At 35.4% G+C, this 24,985-nt stretch carries 21 protein-coding genes; 12 read left to right on the top strand and 9 right to left on the bottom strand.

The features are described from left to right. The first annotated feature begins 3 nt into the window (after positions 1-3). The 3 genes from DFQ08_RS15340 to DFQ08_RS15330 are packed head-to-tail and all read left to right on the top strand — an operon-like array spanning position 4 to position 2,042. Complete coding sequence (locus DFQ08_RS15340) at positions 4-831, top strand: alpha/beta fold hydrolase (protein WP_114310924.1); 828 nt, start codon at positions 4-6, stop codon at positions 829-831. Positions 832-852: 21 nt separating this feature from the next. After that, complete coding sequence (gene rluF / locus DFQ08_RS15335) at positions 853-1,620, top strand: 23S rRNA pseudouridine(2604) synthase RluF (RefSeq protein WP_114310923.1); 768 nt, start codon at positions 853-855, stop codon at positions 1,618-1,620. After that, positions 1,620-2,042 carry a VOC family protein gene (locus tag DFQ08_RS15330; RefSeq protein WP_114310922.1) on the top strand — a complete coding sequence of 141 codons (423 nt, stop codon included), beginning with the start codon at positions 1,620-1,622 and terminating at the stop codon, positions 2,040-2,042. Before rluF ends, DFQ08_RS15330 begins: the two co-directional genes overlap by 1 nt. An 84-nt stretch (positions 2,043-2,126) precedes the next feature. Here the strand turns inward: DFQ08_RS15330 and DFQ08_RS15325 are convergent, their stop codons facing one another. The 3 genes from DFQ08_RS15325 to DFQ08_RS15315 all read right to left on the bottom strand — a co-directional run bounded on the left by DFQ08_RS15325 (position 2,127) and on the right by DFQ08_RS15315 (position 6,681). Continuing rightward, on the bottom strand, positions 2,127-3,008 hold the full coding sequence (locus DFQ08_RS15325) for a bifunctional 5,10-methylenetetrahydrofolate dehydrogenase/5,10-methenyltetrahydrofolate cyclohydrolase (protein WP_114310921.1): 882 nt from the start codon (positions 3,006-3,008) through the stop codon (positions 2,127-2,129). 124 nt (positions 3,009-3,132) lie between these two features. Further along, positions 3,133-4,464, bottom strand: coding sequence for a signal recognition particle protein (ffh, locus tag DFQ08_RS15320; RefSeq protein ID WP_114310920.1), 1,332 nt, complete (start codon positions 4,462-4,464; stop codon positions 3,133-3,135). A 294-nt stretch (positions 4,465-4,758) separates the two neighbouring features. Continuing rightward, positions 4,759-6,681, bottom strand: coding sequence for a hypothetical protein (locus DFQ08_RS15315; RefSeq protein ID WP_147269484.1), 1,923 nt, complete (start codon positions 6,679-6,681; stop codon positions 4,759-4,761). A gap of 110 nt (positions 6,682-6,791) precedes the next feature. Between DFQ08_RS15315 and DFQ08_RS15310 the strand changes: the two genes are divergently transcribed. The 3 genes from DFQ08_RS15310 to DFQ08_RS15300 all read left to right on the top strand — a co-directional run bounded on the left by DFQ08_RS15310 (position 6,792) and on the right by DFQ08_RS15300 (position 10,656). Next, positions 6,792-7,307: an RNA polymerase sigma factor gene (locus DFQ08_RS15310; protein WP_114310918.1), complete on the top strand. Its 516-nt coding sequence runs from the start codon at positions 6,792-6,794 to the stop codon at positions 7,305-7,307. Positions 7,308-7,451: 144 nt separating this feature from the next. Continuing rightward, complete coding sequence (locus DFQ08_RS15305; protein WP_114310917.1) at positions 7,452-8,348, top strand: FecR family protein; 897 nt, start codon at positions 7,452-7,454, stop codon at positions 8,346-8,348. Further along, positions 8,341-10,656, top strand: a complete 2,316-nt coding sequence (locus DFQ08_RS15300; RefSeq protein WP_114310916.1) for a TonB-dependent receptor — start codon at positions 8,341-8,343, stop codon at positions 10,654-10,656. Before DFQ08_RS15305 ends, DFQ08_RS15300 begins: the two co-directional genes overlap by 8 nt. A gap of 121 nt (positions 10,657-10,777) precedes the next feature. On the opposite strand, the gene DFQ08_RS15295 is transcribed toward DFQ08_RS15300, so the two are convergent. Together DFQ08_RS15295 and argS are read right to left on the bottom strand one after the other, a co-directional pair. Beyond that, a complete protein-coding gene (locus DFQ08_RS15295; protein WP_114310915.1) occupies positions 10,778-12,070 on the bottom strand; it encodes a carboxypeptidase-like regulatory domain-containing protein in 1,293 nt (430 codons plus the stop codon). Positions 12,071-12,296: 226 nt separating this feature from the next. Then, positions 12,297-14,075: an arginine--tRNA ligase gene (argS, locus tag DFQ08_RS15290; RefSeq protein ID WP_114310914.1), complete on the bottom strand. Its 1,779-nt coding sequence runs from the start codon at positions 14,073-14,075 to the stop codon at positions 12,297-12,299. Positions 14,076-14,585: 510 nt separating this feature from the next. Here argS and DFQ08_RS15285 point away from each other — a divergent pair. Next, positions 14,586-16,628, top strand: a complete 2,043-nt coding sequence (locus DFQ08_RS15285; RefSeq protein ID WP_114310913.1) for an ATP-binding protein — start codon at positions 14,586-14,588, stop codon at positions 16,626-16,628. A gap of 45 nt (positions 16,629-16,673) precedes the next feature. Here DFQ08_RS15285 and ctlX read toward each other — a convergent pair whose 3' ends face one another. After that, on the bottom strand, positions 16,674-17,606 hold the full coding sequence (gene ctlX / locus DFQ08_RS15280) for a citrulline utilization hydrolase CtlX (RefSeq protein ID WP_114310912.1): 933 nt from the start codon (positions 17,604-17,606) through the stop codon (positions 16,674-16,676). 68 nt (positions 17,607-17,674) lie between these two features. Then, positions 17,675-18,043 carry a DUF7793 family protein gene (locus DFQ08_RS15275; RefSeq protein WP_114310911.1) on the bottom strand — a complete coding sequence of 123 codons (369 nt, stop codon included), beginning with the start codon at positions 18,041-18,043 and terminating at the stop codon, positions 17,675-17,677. Positions 18,044-18,082: 39 nt separating this feature from the next. Between DFQ08_RS15275 and DFQ08_RS15270 the strand changes: the two genes are divergently transcribed. After that, on the top strand, positions 18,083-19,831 hold the full coding sequence (locus DFQ08_RS15270; protein WP_114310910.1) for a M14 family metallopeptidase: 1,749 nt from the start codon (positions 18,083-18,085) through the stop codon (positions 19,829-19,831). Between the two features lie 110 nt (positions 19,832-19,941). On the opposite strand, the gene DFQ08_RS15265 is transcribed toward DFQ08_RS15270, so the two are convergent. Next, positions 19,942-20,523: an NUDIX hydrolase gene (locus tag DFQ08_RS15265; RefSeq protein WP_114310909.1), complete on the bottom strand. Its 582-nt coding sequence runs from the start codon at positions 20,521-20,523 to the stop codon at positions 19,942-19,944. Positions 20,524-20,642: 119 nt separating this feature from the next. On the opposite strand from DFQ08_RS15265, the gene pyrE reads away from it, so the two are divergent. Next, entirely contained in the window at positions 20,643-21,287 is a 645-nt protein-coding gene (pyrE, locus tag DFQ08_RS15260) for an orotate phosphoribosyltransferase (protein ID WP_114310908.1), read from the top strand. A 72-nt stretch (positions 21,288-21,359) separates the two neighbouring features. Continuing rightward, positions 21,360-21,755 carry an SRPBCC family protein gene (locus DFQ08_RS15255; RefSeq protein WP_114310907.1) on the top strand — a complete coding sequence of 132 codons (396 nt, stop codon included), beginning with the start codon at positions 21,360-21,362 and terminating at the stop codon, positions 21,753-21,755. A gap of 22 nt (positions 21,756-21,777) precedes the next feature. On the opposite strand, the gene DFQ08_RS15250 is transcribed toward DFQ08_RS15255, so the two are convergent. Further along, entirely contained in the window at positions 21,778-22,509 is a 732-nt protein-coding gene (locus DFQ08_RS15250) for a biotin--[acetyl-CoA-carboxylase] ligase (protein WP_114310906.1), read from the bottom strand. Positions 22,510-22,603: 94 nt separating this feature from the next. Here DFQ08_RS15250 and rsfS point away from each other — a divergent pair, with 94 nt between their 5' ends. Together rsfS and ftsH are read left to right on the top strand one after the other, a co-directional pair. Beyond that, positions 22,604-22,975: a ribosome silencing factor gene (rsfS, locus tag DFQ08_RS15245; RefSeq protein ID WP_114310905.1), complete on the top strand. Its 372-nt coding sequence runs from the start codon at positions 22,604-22,606 to the stop codon at positions 22,973-22,975. Positions 22,976-22,991: 16 nt separating this feature from the next. Beyond that, positions 22,992-24,935 (top strand): ATP-dependent zinc metalloprotease FtsH, encoded by a 1,944-nt coding sequence (ftsH, locus tag DFQ08_RS15240; RefSeq protein ID WP_114310904.1) that lies wholly within the window; start codon positions 22,992-22,994, stop codon positions 24,933-24,935. Positions 24,936-24,985 lie beyond the last annotated feature (50 nt).

The raw sequence follows: 24,985 nt of genomic DNA, 5'->3' as shown, positions 1-24,985 counted from the left end.
CCTATGAGTAGTTTTATTGTAAAATCTATAGGCGGCGCACTTAATGCATCGAGTATCATCTCAACAAAATTTGCAGCTAAGAGAGCCATTAACCTATTTGCATCGCCAAGAAAAGGGCGTTATAACGATTACCAAAAACAGATTATTAATTCGGCTTTTTTTGAAGAAACCCGGTATAATAACATGGACATCGCTACTTACCGATGGGTAGGAAAAGGAAAAACCGTTCTCTTAGCGCATGGTTGGGAAAGTAACACCTCACGTTGGAATTATATTCTAAAAGACCTACAGGCACAAGACTATAATATTATAGCCTTAGATGCACCTGCACATGGACGATCTGATGGCAAACAGTTTAATGCCATTTTATATTCAGAATTTATTGCAACTATAATTAAAAAGTTTCAACCAGAAGTTCTCATGGGACATTCTGTTGGTGGTATGGCAAGTGTATTCTCGTTGCATAACCATGAACTTCCCTCTATTGAAAAACTGGTCTTATTAGGAGCACCGGCACACTTTACAGGTGTTTTTGATCGGTATAAAAGTATGATGGGGTTTAACAAAAGAATCTCAAAAGGTTTAGATTCCATTATATTAAATCGTTTTAAACAACCTGTGTCTTACTTTTCTACGGCTAACTTTACGGAGTCTATTGTGGCAAAAGGCTTAGTGATCCATGATAAAAAGGACCAAATTATTCCTTATGAAGATGGGCAACTCATAGCAAACCGTTACAAAAACGCAGAGTTTGTAACCACCTCTGGTTTTGGCCATGGTTTAAAAGACGAATCCTTAACCCCAAAGATTATAGATTTCATTAATGCGTAATCTTTATTGTATTTTTGCAAGATGTCACAAGAACTAAAACGCCTTAACAAATACCTCAGCGAAGCCGGTTACTGCTCTCGCCGAGCTGCAGACCGATTAATTGATGCGGGTCGTGTAACTATAAACGATGTGGTCCCAGAAATGGGCACAAAAGTATCTCCAGACGATATTGTAAAAGTAGACGGAGAAGTCATTGGCCAACGTCAACAAGATTTCGTATACCTCGCTTTTAATAAACCCGTTGGTATTGTTTGTACCACAGATACACGTGTAGAGAAAGATAATATTATAGATTATATTAATTATCCAAAGCGTATATTTCCTATTGGTCGTTTAGATAAACCTAGTGAAGGTCTTATTTTACTCACTGATGATGGCGATATTGTTAATAAGATATTAAGAGCAAGTAATAATCACGAAAAAGAGTACATTGTCACTGTAGATATTCCTATTTCTCAAACCTTTATAGAACGTATGTCTGGAGGAATTTATATTGAAGACTTAGGGCAACGTACTAAAAAGTGTGTTGTGAAAAAAATAGATAAATTCACGTTTAGTATTATCCTAACTCAAGGTCTAAACCGTCAGATCCGTCGTATGTGCGAATACTTAAATTACGAAGTACAAACCTTAAAGCGAGTAAGAATTATGAATATAAAACTTGATGTGCCTATAGGACAGTATAGAGAATTAACACAAGAGGAGTTTAAAACTTTGAGTGCCCTTATTGCCGATTCTGATAAAACTTTTGAAGAAAGTCAAAACACCCTTAGAAAAAACAGACGTTAATTATGGCTCTATCCCCCTTTCACCTTGCAATCCCTGCAGACAACCTTTCTGAGTGTAGACATTTTTACACCGAGGTTTTAAATTTTGAAGAAGGACGAAGCAGTTCACATTGGGTTGATTATAATTTCTTTGGCCACCAATTGGTTATTCATTATAAAGAAAAAGAAGCCGACCAAAACATTATCAATGTGGTTGACGGTAAAGATGTGCCGGTTCCTCATTTTGGGGTGGTTTTAGATTGGGATGTTTTTCATGACTTTGCTGAATTATTAAAATCTAAGTCTATAGAATTTGTTATAGAACCTTACATTCGTTTTGAAGGTCAGGTAGGTGAACAAGCCACGATGTTTTTTAAAGACCCGTCAGGAAATGCTTTAGAGTTTAAAGCCTTTAAAGACCGAAGTCAACTATTTGCGAAATAAAAAGCTTTTCAAATTTAAATCTAGCACATAATAAAAGGGCAATAATTAAAATTATTGCCCTTTTATTTTATGATTAACTAATTCTTAGTTATTATTTCTATGTTGATCTCTTGCTATTAATGTATTCTTTAACAGCATCGCAATAGTCATTGGTCCTACTCCACCAGGAACAGGTGTTATAAAACTCGCTTTTTTACTAACTGTAGCAAAATCGACATCTCCTGTGATATAGTATCCTTTTTCAGAATCATCAGGAACTCTTGTAATTCCAACATCAATAATAACAGCGTCATCCTTCACCATTTCAGCTTTTAAGAACTTAGGAATACCTAAGGCAGAAATAATAATATCCGCTTGAGAAGTTATCTGAGTAATATTCTTTGTATGACTGTGCGTTAAGGTTACTGTAGAGTTTCCTGGAAAACCTTTTCTTCCCATTAAAATACTCATTGGGCGTCCCACAATATGAGAACGGCCAATTACAACAGTATGCTTCCCTTTTGTTTCTACCCCATAACGGTCTAATAATTCTAAAATTCCAAACGGTGTCGCAGGAATAAAAGTAGACATGTCTAAAGACATTTTACCAAAGTTCATTGGGTGGAATCCGTCAACATCTTTGTTAGGATCTACAGCCATTAATACTTTTTGGGTATTAATTTGCGGTGGCAATGGCAATTGAATAATAAAACCATCGATATCGTCATTCTTATTTAACTCATCAATTTTATCTAATAATTCAATTTCACTTGTCGTATTAGATAAACGTACCATTGTAGATTCAAACCCTACGCGCTCACAAGCTCTTACCTTACTACCAACGTACGTTAAACTGGCACCATCATTACCAACAATAACTGCTGCGAGATGCGGAACCTTTTCACCATTAGCCTTCATCTTATCGACCTCAGCTTTGATTTCGTTTTTAATATCGTTACTTACTTTCTTTCCGTCTAAAATTGTCATGCTTTTGGTTATTGTTTTCTAGCAAAAGCGCTATTGCGCAAAAAATTACTGGGTTATAAATTAAAATATTTTAAAATCTACTGAAGTCTGTATGTAAAACAAACCCTCTATAGTGTACTTAGGTTTATTTAGGCATATTCTGCATCATCTGCATCATACGTTTTCCGCCACCACCTTGCATCATCTTCATCATTTTACTCATCTGAGTAAATTGTTTTAGAAGCTGATTCACTTCTTGTACAGAGGTTCCTGAACCTTTTCCAATTCGTTTTTTACGGCTTGCGTTAATAATTGATGGGTTAGCACGTTCATCAGGCGTCATAGAATGAATAATAGCCTCAATCCCTTTAAATGCATCATCATCAATATCTATATCTTTCATCATTTTTCCTGCACCAGGAATCATGCCTACTAAATCTTTCATGTTACCCATTTTCTTGATCTGCTGAATCTGTTTTAAGAAATCATCAAACCCGAATTGGTTTTTAGCAATTTTCTTTTGAAGTTTTCTTGCTTCGTCTTCGTCAAACTGCTCTTGAGCACGCTCCACTAAAGACACCACATCTCCCATACCAAGAATACGATCGGCCATACGAGAAGGATAGAAAACATCAATAGCTTCCATCTTTTCACCTGTACCAATAAATTTAATTGGCTTATCTACAACCGACTTAATCGAAATGGCAGCACCACCACGGGTATCACCATCTAATTTAGTAAGGATAACACCATCAAAATTTAAGATATCATTAAAGGCTTTCGCTGTATTAACAGCATCTTGACCCGTCATAGAATCGACCACAAATAAGGTTTCTTGTGGCTCAATAGCTTTATGAATGTTAGAGATTTCAGTCATCATGGCTTCATCTACTGCCAAACGACCTGCGGTATCAATTATAACCACATTATGCCCATTAGCTTTAGCGTGTGCTATACCAGCTTGAGAAATCGCAACAGGATCTGTATTTCCTTTATCGCTATAAACCTCAACACCAATTTGATCTCCTACCACGTGTAATTGATCAATCGCCGCCGGACGGTAAACATCACAAGCCACTAATAAAGGCTTCTTTGTTTTTTTATTTTTTAAATAATTGGCAAGTTTACCTGAAAAGGTTGTTTTACCAGATCCCTGAAGACCAGACATTAAAATCACTGTTGGCTGACCAGAAAGATTAATTCCTTCGGCATCACCTCCCATTAATTCAGTTAATTCATCTTTAACGATTTTCACCATTAACTGACCTGGCTGCAAGGTGGTTAATACATCTTGCCCTAGTGCTTTTTCTTTTACACGAACGGTAAATTCTTTAGCAATTTTAAAGTTAACATCGGCATCTAAAAGCGCACGTCTAACTTCTTTTAATGTCTCAGCAACATTCACTTCTGTAATGCTTCCATGACCTTTTAATACGTGTAACGCTTTATCTAACTTATCACTTAAATTATTGAACATGTTTCTCGTCTTAAGTTTCCAGCCTGCAAATAAGCAGTCTGTGTTATTTTAATAAGTTGCAAATTTAAGAATTTATGAGGGAAATACGAATGTGATATTGAAAAATGATTTCTGAATGCAATGCGGCTCTGTTCAATCTAAATTTGAAGCCTTAAGTTATGAGATTTATACTCCTAAAATAACTGTCATGAGTAGCAAGCCCGAAACCTATTAGCTCAAGCCTTTTGTTGTTTAAATAAAAAAAAGAGCCCCTCATGGCAAGCGGCTCCTTTTCAATCAACTCAACTTAAAATTTTATTCGCAGGTACGGTTTAAAACCATCTCTAGATTATTATCATTTAAAGACTGTAGCATCATCTCATCACTATGACATGTTATGATGAGCCAACTGCCGTTAATCACTTGAATGTTTGAAGTCGATATCCCATAAAAATCAATGCCCACACCATCATAATTTTCATAAACCGACCAAGCTGCTGTTACTGAAATAGAATCGTCATACACCTCAAGCACTCCAGGTTCTGATTGAAAATCTAAAGTATACCCGTCTAAATTATCGCTTCCGTTGTAACTACTCATGGTCCACAGGCATGTGGCTAAACGTGCTTCAACAGTCGTTGCATTACAACTTTCTTCATTACAAGTCACCACATTTAAGGTTATCGGATAGATTTGAAATTGCTGATTAATTTCAACTCGAGCATATACGGTAGTGTTAAGTAAAGCGGTTTGATATGCGGTAGGATCTGAAATAGGATTTACTTCGGTTTCCGCCTCCATTAATTGTTCATAAAAGGTGATGGTCTCCGCAGTACACTCTTGATAAGCAAACATAAGATTAAAGGCATACAGCACCGCTGTATCGGTATAGCAGGTTTCCAACACCTGATTTTCAGCATCAAAACATTCGAAATCATTACAACCAACGGCATTTAAGAACACGGAATACAGTTGAAACTCGCCTTCTGCCGCTTCTATTTTTAAGAATAGCGTTTCGGTTGCTGAGATATAAGCTTCTGGATCTGGAATAGGATTACTGTGGGATTGCGCATCACTTTGAGAAGTAAAAAAAGTGGCATTGTAAGTTTCAGTACAACTTATCGTTTCTATCGTTTGGGCGCTTAAATTAAATACGGCCTCACCGTTAAGGTCCGCACATGCTACCAATTCAAAATCATTAAAACAATTAAAAAGTGCATCCAAGTCGCATTGCTGCTCTAAAAGGTATGTTGTTGAATTTTGACTTATGGTGAAGTCGTCACCGCTACAATCTTCAATAATCCAATTTCCTTCTAAATCGGTTTCAAATGTGGTTAAATCTGAAAACGTCAACATTATCTCACCATTTGTTGAAGATAGATTCCAACTCCCTATAATTTCAGATTCAATAAGACCTTCTAAAAGTTCTAAGCTCCCGTCAGCATGAAACACAAAACGTAAATTATTAAAATCAGAATTTTCTACAAGCGACCAAGAGCAAGCTTCTAAACGGGTTAAGACTTCATCTTCCACACAGTTTGTAGGCTCTTCATTGCAAAAGGTTTCAGCCGAAGTTACATTAACCAGTAAGTCATCATTATCAGTAACCGTAAAATTGTCTCCATAGGAAGGATTTAGATGCAACGGGTAATTTAAACTTACAATTAGATTGTTTTCAGCCTGACTCAACGTTCCTAAAAACTCATAAAACGCTTGATCGTCTTCAACCTGAACAATTTCAACCGTATTAAAATTGGCATTAAAAACGGAAAACGAAATTGGATAGATAAAATTTAGGCAAGACGCGTAAGACGAATCTATACCCTCACAGGCAGCACTTAAATTTTCAAGTTCTTCTTCTTCAGCAATAAGGCTTGTGGTATAATCCGATAAAATCACCGTTATAGGAAAAACGATATTAAAATCAATTTCAGTAGTATTAGCCGTATTCAACATGAGTTGAAATTCCTGCAATTCTGCATCACTCGTTAAAGTCATCGCAACATTATTGACAATGAGGGTTACAGGCAATTGCACAGAAACACAACTGGCACCATCTAAAAAGTCATCTGAACTCTTATAATTAGAAGTTGTACTACGCAACACCTCTACTAAGCTAGAATTAAAAACTAAGGCTTCCTGATCTGTAGGATCTTCAATCTGACTGACCTCCTCTTGACAAGACATCAGGCAAAAAAGGGCAAAAAGGACATGAAATAGAATGTTGTTGCTTTTCATTTTTATAATCTAAGAACCTTATCTTTTTATTACATAACAAGTTAGAGCAAAAATCCCCTACCCTGATTATGTAAAAATTTATTTCTAATTTGTAGCACCGTAAAATACCCATGAGTCAACCTTTACAAAATAACATTTGTGAATCGCATTTATTTGAGCGTTTGTATAAAAAACACGCCAAAAATTTGCACGACTTTTTATATTACAAATTTGGAGACCATCGTAATCCGGAAGACAAAGTTCAGGAGGCCTTTATTAAACTTTGGCAGAATTGTAAAAAAGTAACGCCAGACAAAGCCAAGAGTTATTTATTTACCACCGCCAATAACTTAATGTTAAATGCTGTGGCCCATGAAAAAGTGGTTTTAAAATATCATAAAATCCCCAAAAAGCAGACCACTCTAGAAACCCCACAATTTGTACTTGAGGAGAAAGAATACCATCTTAAACTGCAAAAAGCAATCAGTAATTTAACCGAAGCGCAGCGCGTTGCCTTTTTAATGAATAGAGTTGAAGGCAAACGGTTTAAAGAGATTGCTGAGCTCTTAGGCATCTCCGTTAAGGCGGTAGAAAAACGTATTTATGGCGCTTTAAAAAAATTAAGACATGATATTGAAGAACTCTAATAGCACCGCTAAAACGCTTCAATAATAAATAAGGAATCCGTAAAGTAGGAGATTTACCTCTTAACTTGTTATATACACAGAAGCCGTAATAAGCAAAAAAAATAGTCCCGTAGAAATGAAACCCTATAAAGGGATACAAAGCGAATGAATAGAGAAGAACTCATAAAAAAATGGTTAGACCATAATCTCACTCCTGAAGAGCAAATTGCTTTTGAGCAACTTGAAGATGCCAAGCCCTTAACACAAATGGATGAGACTTTAAAAGGATTTAAGAACGAAGGATTATCCATAGACCATTCTTACCTAGCCTTACAAAAGGAATTAAAACTGCGTCAACATAAAAAGAGTTCTTGGTTAAAACCAGCTTTAAAAATCACCGCCATTTTAGTATTAGGCCTAAGCCTCTATTATTATACCGCGACCTTAGATACTGCCGTAGAGACGCCCATTGCTCAGCAATCTACAGTAGCCTTACCCGATGCTTCGGTTGTAGAATTAAACGCCAATTCTAAACTTGTATTTAACAAAGGACGTTGGAGCGAAACTCGATCGGTAAATTTAGAAGGTGAAGCTTTTTTTAAAGTTGCGAAAGGCGCCACCTTCGATGTGATTACCCCACAAGGTTTAGTCACCGTTTTAGGAACGCAATTTAATGTTAAACAACGCCAAAATTATTTTGAAGTCACCTGTTATGAAGGTGCAGTAGCCGTAACACATCAAGATCAATCCTTTAATTTAAAACCGGGAGATACCTACAGCTCTATTTACGGTATGACCTCAACCAAAACAGCAAATAACCCAGAACAACCGGAATGGCTTTTAGGAGAAAGTAGTTTTAAAAGTGTACCCTTACAATATGTTCTTATGGAGTTAGAAAACCAATACGACATTACGATAACACCTCAAGATATTGATAGCTCGCGTTTGTTTACCGGAAGTTTTACGCATAATGATTTAGATTTAGCCTTGCAATCTGTTACAATTCCCTTAAATTTAAACTATACTATTTCAGGAAAGTCTATTTTAATACAACGTGAATAAGCCCCTACTCATTTTAATATCTTTCTTACTAAGCTTATCCCTATCACCGTTGGCCTATAGCCAAACGCAGCCCAATGCACTGCCACTTATACAGATTCTTTCCGTATTAGAAAAAAAACATCAGGTCACGTTTTCTTATGAACCTCAAACCATTGCAAACCTATCAGTAAAGCCTTTAAATCCTAATTATTCTTTAGAAGAAGCCTTACAGGAACTCCGCACTAACACCCCTTTAAATTTTAAAATTTTAAATAGTCGGTTTATAACCATTGCGCTAAAAGCTGTCAAAAATGAGCCTCAGCACACACAGCGTCTTAATGAAGTCGTTGTGACCAATTATTTAACCAAGGGTATTTCAAAATTAAACAACGGAACCATTAAAGCGAACACTAAAGGCTTTAATATGCTCCCTGGTCTTATAGAACCGGATGTTTTACAAATTATTCAAAATTTACCTGGAATTATCAGTATAGACGAACGAATCTCTAACATTAATATTAGAGGCGGAACCAACGACCAAAATTTAATTTTATACGAAGGGATTCGCATGTATCAATCGGGACATTTCTTCGGATTAATTTCAGCGTTTAATCCCTATCTCACGGAAGAGATTTCTATTTCAAAAAATGGAACGAGTGCACGGTTTGGCGATGCCGTATCAAGTACCATTGCTATTAAAAGTAAAGATGTCATTGACCATAAAACGCAAGCCAGCATTGGTGGTAATCTTCTCAGTGTTGACGGATTTGCCAAAACCCCGATATCTCCAAAATCCGAAATTCAACTTTCGGCCAGACGCGCCTATACAGATGTGATGGTGACCCAAACTTATGATGCCTATTTTAAACGCATCTTTCAAGATTCTGAACTCAATAACAGCAATGCCACAAACAATGCTTTAGCCTTAGACGAACGATTTTTATTTTACGATTTTAATGCGAAGTTTTTATACGATATTAATGCAACTTCAAAATTCAGGTTTAATGCTTTAGCGATTCGGAATCGTTTGGATTACAACCAAGCCTACATTTCTACAGAACACCGTTTAGAAGAAACAAAAAGTAAACTCAACCAATTGACCTACGGGGCAAGCGCCAATTATACAAAAGCGTTCAATAACCAGTTTAAAAGCACTATTGAACTTTATTATTCGCAGTACGACTTAGATGCCAAAAATGAAAACGTACACGATAATCTTGTACTAACACAAGAAAATAAAGTTGAAGACTATGGTTTACGCTTAGACTTTACAAAAACCGTAAATACGGATCTGAATATTAATACAGGCTATCAATTTAATGAAGTCAGTGTGGCTTATTTTGAAGATGTAAGCGCTCCAAATTTTACGAGTTATACGAAAGAAATCATACGATCTCATGCCTTATTCGGTGAAATTGAATGGTACACCCCTTCTCGTAAAACCCATATTAGATTGGGGTCTAGAATTAATTATTTTGACCAATTAGCCAGCTTTAAAATAGAACCTCGGTTTTCGGTAAATTATCAGTTTTTTGATTTTTTCAGACTTGAAATTTTAGGCGAATTAAAAAGCCAATCCATTACACAAATCATCGATCTACAACAAGATTTTTTCGGTATAGAAAAGCGTCGTTGGCAATTAGCCAATGGTAATGACGTGCCTTTAATGACAAGCGAACAAGCCTCTTTAGGCCTTAGCTATAACCATAATAATTTACTAGTCTCTGTAGAAGGCTATTATAAAGTGGTCAATGATATCACTACGAGAAGCCAAGGGTTTCAGAACCAATATCAGTTTATAAACACCATAGGATCTTACAAAGTACGAGGGGTTGATTTTTTAATTCATAAACGCTTAGGCCTGTTTAATACTTGGTTGGGCTATACATATAGTAAAAATGATTACCATTTTGAAACTTTAAATCAAGGCGAGTTATTTCCAAACACCTTAGATTTAAGACATGTTGCTAACGCTTCGCTCACCTACAATAAAAACGCTTTACAACTAGGCATGAGTTTTAATTGGCATTCAGGACGGCCGTATACCTTACCTTCAGAATCTCAAGACCCTAATACCAATACGATACAATACAAGAGTCCTAACGGTGCACGTTTAGAGGATTATTTTAGAACAGACGTCTCAGCGTCCTACCGTATAGACCTCTCTGACACTAGTAATACTGAAGTTGGTATTGCACTTTGGAATATTTTTAATCACACCAATATTATTAACCGTTACTATATTAAGGATGCTGAAGGAGCGCTTTCAGAAATTAACAATGAATCCTTGAAATTCACGCCTAATTTTAGTGTGAGAATTAATTTTTAGTAAAAGCTTTACGTCGCACACGCTATAACCTCAGCATAAGTTACGTCCTTAACTGAAAACGTCCACCTTAGGGAAGGCAGACGTTCAGACTAACACAATTTATAATTTTTATGACTATGATCTAGCCATTTGCAGTGTTCTTATTTTCGCGTTTCTTTTGCTTTTTAATATTTTTTCGAATCTTATCAATAGCAGATTCTATAGATTTATTAGGTTCTATAAGATTGTATTTCCCCCAAAAGTTAGGATCTGAAAATCCGGAAATCGCATCCGTAATAATTACGGTAGGCTTTAATCTATCTTTATTTTTTATCCGTTTTATCTCACTATTAACTTCCCAATCCGTCACCGCCATTTCACTAGCAAGGGTATAAACCTTATTAAACAACTGACGTTTTTTATTCACCTTAAAGGTCAAATTTAAATTTGAATAACTGTAGTACCATTGGTCTCCTTTTTGCTGATAGTCTACACGATAATTAGCTTCTAAAGGATAGACAATAACATCTCGAGGTTTTTTCTTCACCAATAAATTTCTAGCTTGTTTCTGATCGCTAAGATCTAAGGTATAATGTGCACTGACTAAAGCTAAAGATTCTACGTCTACGTAAAGTTTCCCTAGATACTTAATCGGTTGCTTTTCACTTTTAGGCACAAAATTCACCACGTAAACCGAACGATTATTAATTACCGAAGGCGTATCGAAAGAAAATTGATATCCAGAAATACTTTTATCCGTAAAAATGTATTCAGGATATTTCATGATATCCATATAAATCGTAGAAAACGGACCTCCTTGTAATTTTACAGACACGGTATCGAGACGTTTATAATCGGTACTCTTTCTGGCCTTGCTCAATTGAATAGCATCACGCTGCTGTGAGGTATTAGGTTCTTTTAAGATATTAACAACGGCTTCAGTAAGAGAGACATTTCGATTACGGCGTTTGATGGTCTCTCTATAAAAAGCCGTCATAAATACTGAGGGGGTCCCAACATTGTGATGCTTGTCTTCAAATATTTTTCGAACTAAACGTTCTGCATTTTTAAAAGCGGAAATACTTACAGGAGATAAGGCTGTAACGGCTTTATAAAGTTTAATAACCGCTTTATCATTCTCTAATTCTGATAAAGGGATAACGTAAGAATTATACCCTAAGTAAGCGATTTTTAATTTAGAATTAAGATGGGCTTCAGGAACTTTTAATGTAAAGGCGCCTTCCGAATTTGAAATGGTACTAATGTTCGTTTTTAAAACATTAAGACTCGCTAACTCAATAGCCTCTTCCGTTACACCATCTATAACTGTTCCCTGATAAGTTTTGAAATCCGATTGAGCGTTTAAAAAGAAAAGCCCAAAACAAAGTGTTATAAGGGTAACACCTAAAGATTTTAATCGGTAAGATTTTTCCATAACAATAAGATTTAATGAATCAACAACATCCTTAAGATACGAAAAACAGCAGAAACTACTCGTATTCAGAATGTTAAAAAAAAAAAAAAAAAAAAAACAACCCTCTATGAATCTTAAAAAAGAAACGGTTTCTTCATCTTTATAAAAAGACTAAGAAACCGTTACTCATCTTATAATACTCAAAATATTATAAGGATATTAATTAAGGCATGTTTAAGCCAAATGACTACATACGTTCTGGAACTTCTATACCTAATACCGCTAAAGCATTTTTAATAGTTTGGCTTACCGTTTTAGATAAGGCCACTCTAAATGTTTTTTCGGCTTCTGTATCGGCTCCAAGAATAGAGACATTTTGGTAGAACGAATTAAAGTCCTTCACCAATTCATACGTATAGTTAGCAATTAAAGCAGGACTATGCTGATCTGCTGCATTCTGAATAACTTCAGGGAATTGCTCTAATTGCTTTATTAATTGTTTTTCTTTTTCATGGAAGTTAAAAGTTGTTACATCGCTAGTTTCAGACGCCTCACTATTCGCTTTTCTTAAAATAGATTGAATTCTAGCATAAGTATACTGAATAAACGGCCCTGTATTCCCTTGGAAATCGATAGACTCTTTAGGATCAAATAAAATTCGTTTTTTAGGGTCTACTTTTAGGATGTAATATTTAAGCGCTCCTAAACCAATAGTTCTGTAAAGTGCTTTTTTCTCTGATTCGGAATAGTCTTCAAGTTTACCTAACTCTTTAGAAATTTCTTCAGCAGTATCGGACATCTCCTGTATTAAATCATCAGCATCAACAACAGTTCCTTCTCTACTCTTCATTTTCCCGCTTGGTAAATCGACCATACCATAACTTAAATGAAATAAGTTTTCAGCCCATTCAAATCCTAATTTCTTCAAGATTAAAAACAACACTTTAAAGTGGTAGTCTTGCTCATTTCCTACGGTATAAACCATCCCTCCTACATCAGGGTAATCTTTAATACGTTGTATAGCCGTCCCAATATCTTGCGTCATATAAACAGCAGTACCATCACTACGCAAAACAATTTTTTCGTCTAATCCATCTTCCGTTAAATCGCACCACACCGAGCCATCTTCTTTCTTAAAAAAGACTCCGGTTTTTAAACCTTCAGCAACAAACTCCTTTCCTAATAAATAGGTGTTACTTTCGTAATAATAGGTATCGAAATCTACCCCTATATTTTTATAAGTCACATCAAAACCATCATAAACCCACTGGTTCATTTTTTCCCAAAGAGCAACCACTTCTGCATCACCAGCTTCCCACTTTAAAAGCATTTCTTGAGCCTCTAATAATACTGGGGCATTCTTTTTAGCGGCTTCTTCCGATTGGCCTTGGGCTACTAATTCTTCAATTTCAGACTTATATTCTTGATCGAATTTTACGTAGTAATTCCCAACTAATTTATCGCCTTTTAAGGTTTCTGTTGGAGTCTCACCTTCACCAAACTTCTGATAAGCCAACATACTTTTACAAATATGAATTCCTCTATCATTGATAATTTGCGTTTTATAAACTTTTCTTCCTGAAGCCTTTAAAATTTCTGAAACACTATACCCTAAAAGCACATTTCTAACATGTCCTAAATGCAAAGGTTTATTAGTATTAGGCGAAGAATACTCCACCATAATCGCTTTATCATCGGTTTGCTTTACAAAACCAAACTGATCATCGTTTTTTATAGATTGAAAGAAATCGAAATAATACTGATCACTAATTTCAATATTTAAAAATCCTTTAACTACATTAAATCCTTTGACTAAATCTACATGATCTTGTAAATATTGACCAACTTGCTCGCCAATAACCACAGGGTTACCTTTTACTACACGTAACATAGGGAATACAACCACGGTTACATCTCCTGCAAACTCCTTGCGAGTTGCTTGAAATTCTACTGATGGTAATTCCTTTTCAAACAACGCTTGTATCGCTGCTTTTACATGTAATTCTAAAGTTTCTTGAAGCTTCATATTTTGACGTATTATCTATTTTAAAACGTTGGCAAAGATAGCAGTTTTATTATTTTATTCTTCCTCAGTGGACACATAATTAAGGAAGTCGGTTTCGGTGAGTATTACAGACTCTAAATCACTTTTCAAAGCGCTGTATAAAGTCTATAGAATGCAGCGTCTTTAGGTTCTAAAACTAACGCATTATTTCAAACCGCTTTATTATCAGGGATATCAGCCCGAAGAAAACACTCAGAATTCTTAATCTATATTTAATATTGCATTATTAGGAATTAAGGAAATATTTTTAGTCAGTTTAACTAATATATTGGTATTAAATCCTAATAATTAGCATATCTGCATTCAGAATAGCACTTTTGGTCTGCTATTAATTTATGTCCCAAACATTGATGAAGCCTAATAATCAAACATTAACAAGATTGTTATTGTTTTGTGTTAACTTACTTTTGCTATCCCTCTATAAAAGTTTTTTACACCGAAACAGCGCAATTTGTTATAACGCTATTTGAGATGAAACAGTACCTTACCATAGCTGTTTGTCTCTTGTCGTTTACTGTTTTTTCTCAAAATGAAAAAATAGATAGACTCACTATTCAATTAGCTTACTTAAATGCCGACACTACAAAAGTAGAAGTGTCGCTTATGCTTATAAATGAACTTTACGAGAACAACCACCACAGTAAGGCCTTACTTTTTATTGATGAAACTACTAAACTCTCTGAAACACTTCATTACACTAGAGGTTTAGCCGAAAGCAGTTACTACAGAGCTTTAATTTATGCCAATCGTAATGATTACTACAATGCTATTGATAGTTATGAAAAGTCTAGAGATCTATACCAACAATTAAAAGACACCTTAGGGGTAGCGCGTGTAAGTAACCGTATTGGCCTTATAGAACTAAAGCGAGGCAATTACAAAACCGGCTTACAAAACTCGCTATCCGCTATCGATATTTTTGAAACGCTCTCTTTAAAACACGAGCTGAGTTCTGCCTATAATAATCTCGCCGAAGCCTATTATAAAATCAACCAGATTGATGAAGCAATAGCGTTTAACTTTAAAACCTTAGAGGTTAGAAAACAAATACTAGATACCGAAGGGATAAAAACCACAACAATAAATATTGCGGAACTTTATTCTGTTTTACAAGAACACCGAAGAGCCATTCATTATTATGAAGATGCATTAGGACTTTTAGACCCTTTGGAAGATCAGAAATTACGAGGTGAAATTCTTCCAAAAATAGGAACAGAATACTTACATTTTAAAGAATACGATAAAGCTTCAGAATATTTAAACGAAGGTTTAGTCTATAACCGTAAATACAATAATAAAGCAGGTTTATTAGATGCGTTAAATGCTGTAGGAAACTTAAATATTAAAAATAACAAGCTTAGTATTGCAGAAGAACAGTTAAGTGAAGCCTATAGTATTGCAACAGAACTTAACCACAATCCCGCACTTTTAGAGAACTATAAACTCCGTACGAGTTTAGACTCTATACGCGGTAATTTCCAAAAAGCTTTTACCTGGCAAAGTAAATATTACGCGCTTAAAGCCACACTTAATAAAATAGAAATGCCCGTTGTTCCTAAGCATATTGAGCACCTAGATCTTATTGCTAATAGTTCAGATGCAAAAAAAACTACAGACAACACAAAGCTTGCAGTACCAACAAAAGATAAGCCTTATGTTTTATACAGTTCTATAACTCTTGCCTTGTTGTTAATGCTATTTTTAGCCTTTACGCTCTTAAAACTGAAAGCGCATAAAGAAGCTATTAAAGCCCATCAACTCAAGTTGGCTGAAGCGAAGACAAAAACGGAAAGCATATTAGAAAAAACGCAACATTTGGAAGAAGTTAACCAAGTGAAAGATAAATTATTTTCTATTGTATCTCACGACTTAAAAGATTCGATATCCTCAATAAAAGCGTTTATAGACCTCTTAACTGAAGATAATATCTCTAAAGAAGAGTTTTTTGAATTAATTCCGGAGTTAAGCGAAAATGCGAACAATGCCTCTTCCCTATTATTTAATTTACTGAATTGGTCCAAATCGCAACTACAAAGTTTAGAACCTAAACCCGAAGTTTTTAACATACAAGAAGTCTTCCATACTAAGATTGCCTTAGTAGAACAAAAGATAGAAAACAAACGCATTGTTCTGAATGATGAATCGCAGTACGATTTAATTTATGCCGACCGTAGTATGGTAGAAATTGTAATCCAGAACTTAATTACCAATGCGGTTAAATTCAGCAGAACAGGAGATGTTATAACCATTTCTAATCGTGAGGTCGACGGTAGCTGTCGTATTACTATAGAAGATACCGGTGTTGGTATTTCTCATGGTAATATTTCCAAATTATTTGCAGCCCATAAAAACTTTACGACCAAAGGCACTAAAAATGAAAAAGGTACCGGCTTAGGGCTTTCTATTGCTAAGGACTTAGTAGAACTTAATAATGGTAAGATTTGGGTGGAAAGTATAGAAAACGTAGGAAGTAAATTTTACGTTGAACTCCCAAAGTCAGAATTTAAAACTTAAGCCTAACACCTAAGCTTTAAATTCGTTTCTTTTCTATCTATTTATCTATTTTTTAGGCAAGAACACTTCTGCCATCATACAACGGGCACTACCGCCACCACAAGTTTCAATAGTCTCTAAAGAACTCGAAATAATAGGGCAATACTTTTCTATGTTTGCCACTTGTGTTGCTGTTAAACTCTGGTGTGCCGCTTCACTCATTACGAGATATTGCTTATCATTGGCTCCTAACAATTGTAGCATATTTCCAGCAAAATTGTGCATTTGAGCTTCAGTAATAGAAATGATTTCTTTTCCTTCTTGCTTTAAATTCTTCACTACATTTTTACGCTCCTTTTTGTCATCAATACTATCTAAGCAAATCACAGCAAACTGATCTGCAATACACATCATAACATTGGTATGGTAAATTGGCAAGCGTTCGCCATCTACAGATTGGTAGGCTGTAAAAATAACGGGACTATATTCAAAATCTTCGCAGAATTCAATAAACAATTCTTCATCCGCTCTAGGTGATAAAGCACAGTAGGCTTTTCTATTGGTACGGTCTAGAATAACACTCCCAGTGCCTTCTAAAAAGTAACCTTCGTGTTCTGCTGAAGTATAGTCTATAATATTCTCAATTAAAAACCCTTCTTCTTCAAGTCTTACAAAAATTTCATCTCTACGTTCTCGTCTTCTATTTTCTGCAAACATAGGATACTTGGCCACATCACCATTACTATGAAAACTCACCCAATTGTTAGGAAAAATAGAGTCTGGCGTATCGTTTAAAACGTCATCATTTTCTACAATAACCTGAATTCCGACCGCTCTTAATTTTTCAACAAAAGCATCAAATTCTTCCTGAGCTTTGGCGTTTATTTCTGCGTTTTTAAGATCTAAATCTTCTTGAAAATAATTGTTAACTGCGGTTTGTTCATTCATCCTGAAGTTGATAGGACGAATCATCAATATCGTATTTGTTGTTTGTTGCATTTATTATAAAATAGGGGTAAATAATGAAATGCGAAGTTATAATTTTTTAAGCGAAAATAAAGTTAAAACTAAGCTTGTTCTTCTAACCACTTTAAAGCCTCTTCACGTTCCCTAAAGGTTTTTATATTCCACTTACTTTCTCTGTTAATGTTGATTAAAACATCAGTCGCCAATTTAGAGGCATAAACCCTATTTACCACTGCAATAGCCTTAGTAACATCGTGATTAACAATATTTTTTTGGGCTTCAAACGTATAGGTATACGAATGTTTTTTATTTACCAAGAGGGTAAAGGGTGCCTCAAGGTGATCCATGAGAAATTTATGATAATCTACAACTATGTCAACGTCCATGATTACGCCTTCGTTAATAATAACTTCCGCGAGTTTAGGGTTAAGAATACTGATCTCCCCAAAGCTTAATTTATAGGTCTTCATGTCAATAAATATAAGTAAATTTAGCTCAAATTCTCTGTTATGAAAAAACTCTTTGTACTCGCTTTATTACTAGTTGCTTGTAAAAAAAATAAGGTTGATAAACCTGAAGTTTCTTACAATTTCACTACCGTTTTTGAGCAAAGTGAAGGTCAAAAAACGGCAACTTACCAAGAAACCATCACCTATTATAACGCTCTAGCTGAAACCTACCCTCAAATTTTATTACAAGAGATAGGAGAAACCGATGCCGGCAAACCTTTACACGTCGCTACATTTAATAGTACAGACACTCCTACTGATTTTGAAGTTTTAAGACAGAAGCAGCAAATTCTCTTCATTAATAATGGTATTCATCCTGGGGAACCGGACGGTATTGATGCCACCATGATGTTATTTAGAGATTTGGCCCAAGGTAAAATAGAGTCGCCCTCAAATACGGTTATTGTTACCATCCCTATTTATAATGTTGGAGGTAGTTTAAATAGAAATGCAAACTCTAGAACCAATCAAAATGGTCCTGAAACCTATGGCTTTAGAGGAAATGCTAGAAACTATGACTTAAATCGTGATTTTATAAAGTCGGACACCAAGAACGCACAAACTTTTGCTGAAATTTTCCACATGGTACAACCCGATGTTTTTATTGATACTCATGTGAGTAATGGCGCCGATTACCAATATACATTAACCCATTTATTTACACAGCACAATAAATTAGGTGGCCCCTTGGGCAACTACATCCATAAAACGATGATGCCTACTTTAGAGGAAAAGCTAGCTAAAAAGTCTTGGGACATTACGCCCTACGTTAATGTTTTTAATCGGACACCTGAAAGAGGCTTTACACAATTTTTAGATAGTCCTCGTTATTCTACCGGCTATACATCTTTATTCAACACTTTAGGGATGATGGTTGAAACGCATATGCTTAAACCTTACAAGCAACGTGTAGAAGGCACCTATGAATTACTAAAAAGTATGATTGAAATTACAGACGAACAAAGTTCTGAAATAAAAGCTCTTCAGCGTGAACAACAGAACTTATGGTATGCAGGCGCAAGCTACCCGTTGCAATGGGAAGTAGACAGCATAAAATCATCAACGCGAGAATTCAAAGGCTATGAAGGCCATACTATTGCAAGCAATTTTACCGGAGCAGAACGTTTAAAATATAACCGAGACGAACCTTATACTAGACCTATCGCCTATCAAGATTATTTTACAGCAAAAGATTCGGTTACCATACCTAAAGCCTATGTTATCTCACAAGGTTGGCATCACGTCATAAGCTTATTAAATCGTAATAATGTGCAGTACCAAACCTTATCTAAAGACACCCTTATTACGGTAGAATCTTATAAGATTAGTAATTATGACACGAGAAAGACACCATATGAAGGTCATTATGCGCATTACAATACTCAGGTCAGTTCAACTTTAATAAACAAGACCTTCAGAAAAGGAGATTATTTGGTTCCAACAGATCAATATGCACAACGTTATCTTATTGAAACCTTAGAGCCTATGGCTGTAGATTCTTTTTTTAATTGGAATTTCTTCGATACTATTTTACAGCAAAAGGAAGGGTTTTCACCTTATGTATGGGAAGATAAAGCTGAAGAGCTTCTAAATAACAACCCCAACTTACAAATGGAATTTAATGTAAAAGTTAGTTATGATGAAGCGTTTACCAACAATTGGTATGCGCAATTAGACTGGCTACACAAGCAAAGTAAGTATTATGAGAAGGCCCACTTACAGTATCCGGTATATCGTATTACGGAGTAATGCCCTATGTTTTAGTAGATTCTTTTAATGCCGTTGCCTTTCATATAAGCAACGGTTTAAGGCAAAACATTTTTAAAACGAGAAGTACTATCGGTTTAGACTTAAAAGCCCTACACCAAAATACGAATATTAGCGTAGCTGTTTTCTAAAGCTTCTTGAGACGCTTTTTCATTTAGCCATTCGACCTTAGTTATCCCTTCATTTTCTTGAGGCGACAAGGTACCGTTAAAAGTCGTTTTCATTTCAAACCAATGGGTGACTTTTATCTTATGCTTTCCGTTTCGTTTAAAGATATGGTACGTCGTTTGTAAAGGCTTTGTTATTTTTAAGCCCTCAACACCTGTTTCCTCTTCAACTTCACGTATCGCCGTTTCTTCAATGGTTTCTTTACGTTCAGCCTTACCTTTTGGAAGATCCCATTTATCATTTCTATAGATAAACAAGACCTCATTCTTATCGTTATAGACTTTTCCACCTCCGGCGACTACATTAGGTAAAAGCTTTAAAAACTTTTTAAGCAGCTTCTCTTCATTCTTATGAATTAAATGCACAGCCTTTAAATCCGTACGGTTTAAGGTCTTTATGACCTTGCCTATATTTACGGACTTTAAAAGAAAGGATTTAAAATCGGTTTCTTTCTTATTCTCAGTGGTTAAAATGATGGGTTTATCACCCACATATATTGTGTACATCCTTTAGTTGGTTTCAACATTATATATGTAAAAATATTATTTTTTTCGAGAAAGTATTTGAAATGAAAATTTAATTAATTTAAAATTTCTTAAGATTGAAAAATCATTATTTTTGTAATATGATTTTTAACAAAGACACCGCCAAAAAAACAGCCGAAGTTTTATTGCAAATCAATGCTATAAAATTACAACCCGAAAACCCGTTTACGTGGGCTTCTGGCTGGAAATCTCCTATTTATTGCGATAACAGAATTGTTTTATCGTTTCCACAAATTAGAAACTATATCCGCGCGACTATAGCTAAAAACATAGAAGACCTTTATGGTAAGCCCGATGTTATTGCTGGCGTTGCTACCGGCGCTATTGGTATAGGGGCGCTCGTTGCTGAATATTTAAATTTGCCTTTTGTATATGTTAGACCAGAAGCAAAAAAGCACGGCCGTCAAAACCAAATTGAAGGGTATATTGAAAAAGGACAAACCGTTGTCGTCGTAGAGGACCTTATTAGTACCGGGATGAGTAGCCTTAATGCCGTTCAAGCTTTAAAAGAAGCTGAAGTAAACATTAAAGGTATGGTAGCCATCTTTTCTTATGGATTTGATGTTGCCAAAAAGAATTTTGAAGAGGCTGATGTTGAATTGCATACCTTAGGTAATTATGAAAACTTGTTAGAGCAAGCCGTAGACACCTACTATATTACCACTGAGCAACAAAATATTTTAGCCAAGTGGAATGCCAACCCTAGTGCTTGGTCACCACAATAAATTATAACGTCAATCTTTTAAAGAAGTCGTTAGTCTTAATACGCTTTAAGACTCACCATATAAAACACAACTATGAAATTAGAATCTCCTAAAGTTACTTTAGACCAATCCGCAGAAACCACTTTTAATTTTCTTTCAGACATTAAAAACTTTGAAAGCTTAATGCCTGAAAACATTAGTAAATTTGAAGTTTTAGACACGGATAAATTTTTATTTGCTCTAAAAGGCATGCCTGATATTATTTTAAAGAAAAAAGAAGCCGTACCCCACTCTAAAATTGTCTTAGGTGCTGCAGGTGGAAAATTAGACTTCGCTTTAATTGCAGATATCAACGAAGTCGCCGAGCAAAAAACAGAGGTTCAATTACATTTTGAAGGCGATTTTAATGCTATGATGGCCATGATGATTAAGAATCCTATTAGTAAATTTATGGAAACCTTAGTCACTAAAATGAAAACCGCTATTTAAAGCAAGACGTATAAGTTTGGATTTAGTATAACAATTTTACTTCTTTCAGATCGAAATATTTAATAATGTCATCCTCGGTCCAAACTTGTAACTGTCCCGTTTCCGTAATGCCTTGAATTATTCCAGCAAACCGCTGGTCATCCGCCCCCAAAAACGTTGAGGGTTTATCTTTTCTAAACAGTAGACTTTCATACTTATATTTCAGATCCTCTAACTGTCCCGATTCCAAAATCTCGAAATAAATTTGCAGTTGTTTTAAAACTTCAGCAAGTACTTCATCTTTATTATATAATATCCCCGTTAATACACTCATTGACGACGCTTGGGGTAAATTCTCGAATAGTTTCTGATTAACATTGAGTCCAAATCCGATAATAGAACCCTGCAATTGGTTATTTTTTATGACATTTTCAATCAATATTCCACAGATCTTACGGTTGGCTGACAAAATGTCGTTGGGCCATTTTATCCGTAATTGCGGAATTTTAAAGTGACTTAAAGCCGTGCTTATGGCCAAAGCCACCGTCATACTAATATAAAACTGATCTGTAACTTTAAAATTTGGTATTCTTTTAAACACACTAGCAGTAAGGTTTTTACCCGCTTCAGCGTGCCATTCTGCTCCCATTTGACCTTTCCCTTTGGTCTGCAAATCGGCCGCAACTACTGTATAATCCTTGGGTAAGGACACTGCTGCCAAATCTTTGAGATAGCTATTTGTAGAGTCAATGGCATTAAGTTTGATTATGTACATTTAATACGCAAATTTATTTTATAGTTTTCTTATGACATTATGCGCCTACAAGAACTAAAAAAATAATAACTTTGCATAAAATTATAACAAATTAATGACGAAAGATAAAATACCTACAGACCAACTCATTACAGCTATCATCGGAGGCATCGAGGAAGTTAAAGGAAAAGAGATAACAATATTAGATTTACGAGAAATAGAAAATACTGTTTGTGATTATTTTATTGTTTGTGAAGGTTCTTCAAATACACAAGTAAACGCCATCGTCAATTCCGTTCAAAAACAAGTTAGTAAATCCCTTAAAGACAAGCCTTGGCATGTTGAAGGGACAGATAATGCTGAATGGGTTTTGATGGATTACGTAAACGTTGTTGTGCATGTGTTTCAAAAACACATTAGAGAATTTTACGATATTGAAGAACTTTGGGGAGACGCAAAGGTTACCCAAATAGAAACGAGTTACTAAATAAAGGACATGCTTAATGGCTAAAGACAATAAAAACCCAAACAAAAAACCTAAATTAAATCCCTATTGGATTTACGGAATTATCATTGCCGTTTTCATTTCTATTCAGATTTTTTCTGGTGGATTTGGAGAATCTACAGGGACACAAACTACTCCGGCACAGTTCTTAGATTACTTAGAACAAGGACAAGTTGATAAAATTGAAATTGTAAATAAACGAGAAGCTCGTGTTTTCTTAACTAAGGAAGCACAAACACAAGCGCCTCATAAAAACACAACTTCAAAATCTATAATTCCTTCGGTAAACGCATCTCCTAATTACAAATTTGAATTTGGTGATCTTCAGAATTTTGAAAAACAAGTTAATGAAGTTATCCAAAACAATAATTTAGATACGGAATTAGTTTATGAAACAGAACATAATGTTTGGGGCGATTTTCTCCTAACCTTATTACCTTTTGTTTTAATTATAGGGGTTTGGATTTTTATTATGCGTAGAATGTCTGGCGGCGGCGGAGGCGGCGCTGGAGGACAAATCTTCAACATAGGAAAGTCTAAAGCAAAACTCTTTGATGAAAAAATAGACACGAAAACCTCTTTTAAAGATGTTGCCGGTTTAGAAGGTGCTAAAGAAGAAGTTCAAGAAATTGTAGATTTCTTAAAGTTCCCTGAAAAGTATACGGCCTTAGGAGGTAAAATTCCAAAAGGAGCCTTACTTGTAGGACCTCCAGGAACAGGAAAAACCTTATTAGCAAAAGCGGTAGCAGGTGAAGCTAAAGTACCATTCTTCTCTTTATCAGGATCTGATTTTGTTGAGATGTTTGTTGGTGTTGGTGCCTCTCGTGTAAGAGACTTATTTAAGCAAGCCAAAGAAAAATCACCATCTATTATCTTTATTGATGAGATTGATGCTATTGGTAGAGCTAGAGGAAAAAACAACATGTCGGGTTCTAACGACGAGCGCGAAAATACCCTTAACCAACTCTTAACAGAGATGGATGGTTTTGGAACTAACACTAATGTTATTGTTTTAGCGGCAACCAACAGAGCCGATGTTTTAGATAGCGCTTTAATGCGTGCTGGTCGTTTTGATCGTCAGATCTATGTAGACTTACCTGATGTTAGAGAACGTCAAGAAATTTTTGAAGTGCATTTACGTCCACTGAAAAAAGAAGAGACTTTAGATATTGATTTCTTAGCGAAGCAAACCCCAGGATTTTCTGGAGCAGATATTGCTAATGTTTGTAATGAAGCTGCTTTAATTGCTGCTAGAAAAGGTAAAAAATCAGTTAATAAACAAGATTTCCTAGATGCTGTTGATAGAATTATCGGTGGTTTAGAAAAGAAAAATAAGATCATTACTCCAGCAGAGAAACGTGCGGTTGCTTTCCATGAGGCGGGCCATGCTACGGTAAGTTGGATGTTAGAACATGCTGCGCCTTTAGTAAAGGTAACAATTGTTCCTAGAGGACGTTCTTTAGGTGCCGCTTGGTACTTACCAGAAGAGCGTTTAATTGTACACCCAGAGCAGATGCTAGACGAAATGTGTGCGGCTTTAGGGGGTAGAGCTGCAGAGAAAGTTATTTTTGATAAGATTTCCACTGGTGCTTTAAGTGACTTAGAAAAAGTTACTAAGCAAGCCCGTGCCATGGTTACGGTATATGGTCTTAGCGATAAGGTAGGAAACTTAACGTACTACGATTCTTCAGGACAATCTGAATACGGGTTTACAAAACCTTACAGTGAGAAAACTGCTGAACTTATAGACCAAGAAATCTCTGATATTATAGAAGAGCAATACCAACGTGCTATCACTTTATTAGAAAATAATAAAGACAAATTAACAGAATTAGCAGAGGTCTTATTAGACAAAGAAGTCATCTTTAAAGACAATCTTGAAAAGATCTTCGGAAAGCGTGCTTTTGAAACTCCAGTGCTTAATAGCGAAGAAGAAGAATAGGCTCTCATCTCCCATAAATCATATAAAAAGCTTAAATTAACTCTGTGTTA

The organism is Winogradskyella arenosi (genome assembly GCF_003337305.1).
Classification (GTDB): Bacteria; Bacteroidota; Bacteroidia; order Flavobacteriales; family Flavobacteriaceae; genus Winogradskyella; species Winogradskyella arenosi.
This window is presented reverse-complemented; position numbering and strand designations above follow the sequence as displayed.